We start from the raw sequence: 5,921 nt of genomic DNA on the forward strand, positions 1-5,921 counted from the left end.
AATATTTACCTGCAGAACTGCGTAAAACGTTGACCTATGACCGTGGACGCGAGATGGCAGAACATAAAATACTTGAAGAAGATTTAGGCATAGATGTATATTTCTGTGACCCACATTCACCCTGGCAAAAAGGCACATGCGAAAATATGAATGGTTTAATTAGGCAATATTTACCTAAAGGGATTGATTTAAATCAGGCAGATCAGCATTATTTAAATCAAGTTGCCATGTCACTGAATACTCGTCCTAGAAAAGCGTTAGATTGGCTTACACCATTAGAGAAATTTGCTCAGCTTGTTGATTATCATAAGACTTTTCAAACTGTCGCACCTCATGTTTGAATTCGCCCCTTCTTTAATAGGACTCTCGTTAAGATCCTCATTTTTTTTAAAATATTTATTTAATTTCAATATTTTAATTATATATCATTAAAAATAAATTTTTTATTTCTCATTCAGTTAAGATATTAAATCAAAAAATAGAATCCTCGAATTTCTGCATAAATCAAACATTTAATTAGATTTAAAAATTTATGTAATAATTTTTAAATCTATAAAAAAATATTTACAGAAAACTTAATGATAAAATTCGTAAATAAAAATATTTTAGAAGAGCAATAAGTAAACTTTTAACCCATTACTAGAAATTTTAATACATCTAGCCAGTTCATGATATCTTTTAAAATTTAAAAAAATTATAAATTTGTCATTTTTTAACATTGCCAATTCCCTGCAAAGTTTTCAATATATAGCTCAATTTTGGCATTGATCTTCTGTTTCAATTAATACAAATTATAAAGAATTTGCAGAATAATATGCCATAATACGCAAACTTTGCTGACATCTTGCAAAGAATGCATATATTTTTGATATTGGAGCAGGCTGGATGAGTTCAACCATTTTGGTTATTCATGGACCGAATTTAAATTTGCTAGGTAAACGTGAACCGGAAGTATATGGTCGTCTTAGCCTTCAGGATATCAATCAAAGTCTGACTTTACATGCTCAAAAAGCAGGATTTTCTCTGAATACTTTTCAAAGCAATTGGGAAGGTGCAATTGTTGACCGGATTCATCAGGCTCAAGATGATGGTACACAGTTTATTATTATCAACCCTGCTGCACTGACGCACACTTCAGTAGCTTTACGCGATGCCTTGCTTGGCGTTGCGCTTCCTTATATTGAAGTCCATCTTTCTAATGTGCATGCCCGCGAAACTTTTCGTCATCATTCTTATTTATCCGACAAAGCAGTCGGTGTGATCTGTGGTTTAGGAGCAAAAGGCTATCATTTTGCTCTGGACTATGCGATCGAAAAAATTAAACCCTCTTCTCACCAATCATAATTAGGAAGACTCATCCATGGATATCCGCAAAATCAAGAAACTCATCGACTTGATGATTGAATCCGACCTGCAGGCGATTGAAGTCAAAGAAGGCGATCAGTCTATCGCCCTGACACGCCGTATGCCGGTCGTTGCAGCGGCGGCTACTCCTGCGATGCCAACTCCAGCTGCATCAGCCCCTGCAGCTAAAGCACCACGTGGTGCAGTAGAAACGTCTCCAATGGTCGGCGTGTTCTATGCAGCACCAAGCCCAGGTGAAGCGCCATTTGTTAAAATTGGCCAGACTGTTTCTGCCGGTGATACGTTAGGTATTATTGAAGCAATGAAAATCATGAATCCGATTGAAGCCACTCAAAGCGGTGTAATTGAAGAAATTCTGGTCAAAAATGGTGAAGTCATCCAGTTTGGTCAACCATTATTCCGCTATCGCGCTTAATACCCGGGGATTCATATGTTGCAGAAAGTTTTAATTGCAAACCGAGGTGAGATTGCCTTGCGCATCACCCGGGCTTGTAAAACTTTAGGAATTAAAACCGTTGGTATTTATTCCGATGCCGACAAGGATCTGATGCATCTACGCTTTTGTGATGAAGCAGTATGTATAGGGCCTGGTACCAGCAGTGAAAGCTATCTAAATATTCCGGCTATTATTACAGCAGCAGAGATTACCGGTGCAGATGCAATTCATCCGGGTTATGGTTTTTTATCTGAAAATGCTGAATTTGCAGAAATCGTAGAAAGTTCAGGATTCATTTTTATTGGTCCACGTCCTGAACATATTCGCCTGATGGGTAATAAAGTTTCAGCAATCATGGCGATGAAAAAATCTGGTGTACCGACCGTACCTGGTTCAGCTCATGCTGTAACGACCAATAATGCTCTTGCTGAAGCAAAAGAAATCGGTTTTCCGCTGATTGTTAAAGCTGCCTCAGGCGGTGGTGGCCGTGGTATGCGTATTGTCGAGCGTGTAGACACTCTGCTTGAATCTGTCCAAGCTGCCCAGCGTGATGCTGAAATGTGGTTTGGTGATGACACGGTTTATATGGAGCGTTTTCTGCAAAAACCTCGTCATGTAGAAGTTCAGATTTTGGGTGATGGCAATGGTCATGCCATTCATCTTTATGACCGTGACTGCTCTTTACAGCGCCGTCATCAGAAAGTTCTAGAAGAAGCACCTGCACCATTTCTGCCAGAACAGGCACGTGCAGATATTCTTGAAGCATGTGTGAATGCTTGCAAATTAATGCAATACCGTGGCGCAGGAACATTCGAGTTTTTATTTGAAGATGGTGAGTTCTTCTTTATTGAAATGAATACGCGAGTTCAGGTTGAACATCCGGTGACTGAAATGGTAACGGGTGTAGATATTATTGAACAGCAGTTGCGTATTGCAGCAGGTATCGGGCTTGATCTTCAACAGGAAGATATTAAAGTACGCGGCCATGCAATCGAATGTCGAATCAATGCAGAAGATCCTTCAACCTTTATGCCGTCACCAGGTAAAATCGAGCAATTTTATGCTCCAGGTGGCGCAGGTATCCGCTTAGATTCACACATATATCCAGGCTACAGTATTCCACCTTATTATGACTCTATGATTGCCAAGCTGATTTCACACGGTAAAGATCGTGAAACTGCAATTGCCCGGATGAAACAGGCACTAGATGAAATGATTCTTTCTGGAATTAAAACCAATATTCCATTGCATAAAGATCTTATTTTACAAGATAAGAATTTCTGTAGCCAAGCTATGGATATTCACTATCTGGAAAAGCATTTACTTAAACAGCTTGAAGGTCAGCAAGAGGCCACCAAAGCCAGCTAGTGATGTATCATGATAAAAAAGCCTTTTGATTCAAGAGGCTTTTTATTACCTGATTTTTTATGGTTTATGAAAACTAAAGTTAAATAGTACAAAGAAGTTTAAGGCAAAATTCGCTTTAATGTAGCAAAACACTCCTGCCCTTTTTCTGTAGCACAAAAATTGATCGTATGAGTATTTTTCCATTGGACAAAGTACTGAGAAATCTCACCCGTCTGGTCTTCTCGTCGACCAGAGCAATCCGTCTGATTATTATCGTATCTTACCTGCATGATTAACGCAGGCAACTTGTCTTTTAAGTCATCTGAAGGTTGATAATCATAAAGTGCATACGACCACTCTTGACCACTTTTAATCATTACTTCATTGTCATTTCGAAAATTATAATATTCTACACATTTTTTATTGTTAGGAATTTCCATGCCCCATAGACCCATAATTTCAGGACGAGTAAAAATACGGATCGTATTAGCAGATAATTTTTCTGACTGGGCTTCAGTTTGCGCAGAAGATGTTGATACTGGTTGCTGTTCTGCCCATACCCAACCTGAACAAAGTGTAATAAGAGCTGTAAGATATAGTTTTTTCATGAATTTTTTAACCTTGTCCCCATAAAATTTAAGTTAGCATAAATTTGTAAAAAAACTTGTTTGAATAACGTTATAAAACAATATTTATCTTCACTCTTGATTTATTGCAGAGGGGTTTTACAATTAGGTAATATTATAAAAATCAGCTAAGCTAAATTGCTCCGTATCATAATATACGTGTACATCCCAGAAATAAAAGATCAAAGATATAAAAATACATAGGAAATATTTAAATAATGAAAATTCAAGAATATATGCAATATGATGGCTTGGGACTAGCTCATCTTGTTAAGAATAAACAGGTACAGGCTTCCGAACTTTTAGAACTTGCTATACAACGCGTAGAAATTGCAAACCCTGAGCTCAATGCAATTATTATTCCTATGTATGAGTATGCTCAAAAGCGGACAAAACTGGATTTAAATGGTCCATTTGCCGGTGTACCTTTTTTAGTAAAAGACCTGTTTCAAGAATACAAAGGCATACCGACCAGTTATGGCTGTCAGGCATTAAAAAAGCTCCCCTACATTCCCGAGTTTAATGCGGAGATTGTAAATCGCTGGGAGAATACAGGTATTATTACATTAGGCCGCACCAATACACCTGAATTTGGTATCAAAGGAATTACTGAACCAGATGCATGGGGGAGCTGTGCTAACCCATGGCATTTAAAACACAACAGTGGCGGTTCTTCTGGTGGTTCTGCCTCAGCTGTAGCAGCAGGTATTGTACCGGTAGCAGGTGCAGGAGATGGTGGAGGTTCTATCCGGATTCCTGCATCCTATTGTGGTTTGTTCGGACTTAAACCTAGTCGTGGTCGTACGCCATGGGGCCCTGGTATGAGTGAGGCCATGCACGGCGCAGCTATGCAGCATGTTCTGACACGAACAGTACGAGATAGTGCAGCTATGCTTGATGCAACACAAGGATTTGAATCTAGCTCGCTCTTTAAAATTGAGGCTCCTTTACAGCCTTATAGTGAAGTTATTCAGCAGCCACCCAAGCAATTAAAAATAGCTTTTTCTACTGTTTCACCTATTGGTACACCAGTTTCTAAAGATGCTGTTAATGCAATTCAGCATACTGCTAAAATTTTAGAGTCTTTAGGGCATATTGTTATAGAAGACCAGCCCGCAATCGATGGTATGGCCTTAGCCAAAGATTTTATTACGACATGGTTTAGCCAGTTCTCTTATATGTTGGCACAGATCAAGCAGCAGACTCATGCTAAAGATCAGGATTTTGAACTGGATTCTCTAGCCTTGGCTGCTTTTGGAGCACAAACTAGTGCTAATGAGTATATTCATAATCTCAATAACTGGGGCGATTATGTCAGACAAATGAATTATTTTTTTGATCAGTATGATCTTTATTTAATACCAGCTACTGCTTCAGTAGCCCCTAGAAATGGAGAGGTTACCACACCAAGCTGGCAAAAACCGATCCTGAAAATGTTAATTAAATTAGGTAAAGCACATTATCTTGTACGCGGAAAACTGGTCGAACAAATTATTCGTGAAAATCTGAAATGGGTACCCTTTACCCAGCTGGCAAATATTACTGGACTTCCAGCAATGTCAGTTCCACTATATTGGAACAAGGAAAATCTCCCACTAGGTTCGCAATTTATTGCACCGTTTGCCCGTGAAGACCTCCTCTTCCAATTGGCTGCTCAGTTAGAACAGGCTCAACCATGGATAAGCAAGTATCAAGAAATTAAGGTCTAGCTCTATAAAAGCCTGTTATCACACAGGCTTCATTCCAGTTGGTATGAAACCTCAGCGATTTTATATATAAGCGCAGTTTATATAGGCTTTGTTGCACAAACCTATCTGTAAAGGCTTTTTCAGCGATATAATTTTCAAATGAAGAAGCCTGCACACAAAATCTACCGCACAACCAATTGGCCCGCATATAACCGAGCACTCATGAGTCGCGGAAATATTGCCATTTGGTTTGATCCTGCTACGCAATGGTATGCTCCATCAAAAGGCAAACAAGGGCGAAATCAAACCTACTCCGACGCAGCCATCCAATGCTGCTTAATGATTAAATCTTTATTCCGTCTGCCTTTACGTATGGTCACTGGCTTTGTGCAAAGTCTGATTAAACTTTGCGGATTAAATTGGATGGCTCCAGATTACACCACGCTTTGTAGAAGACAA

The 5,921-nt window shown here is 39.0% G+C and carries 7 protein-coding genes; 6 read left to right on the forward strand and 1 reads right to left on the reverse strand.

Annotated elements, in window-relative coordinates:
• The 4 genes from N518_RS16965 to accC form a co-directional block, all read left to right on the forward strand.
• The coding region (locus N518_RS16965; RefSeq protein WP_002113567.1) for an IS30 family transposase at window positions 1-341 on the forward strand (341 nt) is incomplete at its 5' end.
• A gap of 544 nt (window positions 342-885) precedes the next feature.
• The gene (gene aroQ / locus N518_RS0114730; protein ID WP_005014473.1) at window positions 886-1,344 is read left to right on the forward strand and encodes a type II 3-dehydroquinate dehydratase; all 459 of its coding nucleotides are present in this window, start codon (window positions 886-888) and stop codon (window positions 1,342-1,344) included.
• A 16-nt stretch (window positions 1,345-1,360) separates the two neighbouring features.
• Window positions 1,361-1,780 (forward strand): acetyl-CoA carboxylase biotin carboxyl carrier protein, encoded by a 420-nt coding sequence (accB, locus tag N518_RS0114735; RefSeq protein WP_005014474.1) that lies wholly within the window; start codon window positions 1,361-1,363, stop codon window positions 1,778-1,780.
• 15 nt (window positions 1,781-1,795) lie between these two features.
• Window positions 1,796-3,169, forward strand: a complete 1,374-nt coding sequence (gene accC / locus N518_RS0114740) for an acetyl-CoA carboxylase biotin carboxylase subunit (protein WP_005025758.1) — start codon at window positions 1,796-1,798, stop codon at window positions 3,167-3,169.
• 98 nt (window positions 3,170-3,267) lie between these two features.
• Here accC and N518_RS0114745 read toward each other — a convergent pair whose 3' ends face one another.
• Window positions 3,268-3,756, reverse strand: a complete 489-nt coding sequence (locus N518_RS0114745; RefSeq protein WP_005025756.1) for a hypothetical protein — start codon at window positions 3,754-3,756, stop codon at window positions 3,268-3,270.
• Window positions 3,757-3,992: 236 nt separating this feature from the next.
• On the opposite strand from N518_RS0114745, the gene N518_RS0114750 reads away from it, so the two are divergent.
• Both N518_RS0114750 and N518_RS16970 read left to right on the forward strand, forming a co-directional pair.
• Complete coding sequence (locus N518_RS0114750) at window positions 3,993-5,483, forward strand: amidase (RefSeq protein ID WP_005025753.1); 1,491 nt, start codon at window positions 3,993-3,995, stop codon at window positions 5,481-5,483.
• Window positions 5,484-5,621: 138 nt separating this feature from the next.
• Window positions 5,622-5,921, forward strand: a 300-nt coding sequence (locus tag N518_RS16970; RefSeq protein WP_026444456.1) for an IS5/IS1182 family transposase, incomplete at its 3' end; no start/stop codon positions are given.

The sequence above is a fragment of the Acinetobacter sp. UNC436CL71CviS28 genome (genome assembly GCF_000620525.1).
GTDB classification, from domain to species: Bacteria; Pseudomonadota; Gammaproteobacteria; order Pseudomonadales; family Moraxellaceae; genus Acinetobacter; species Acinetobacter radioresistens.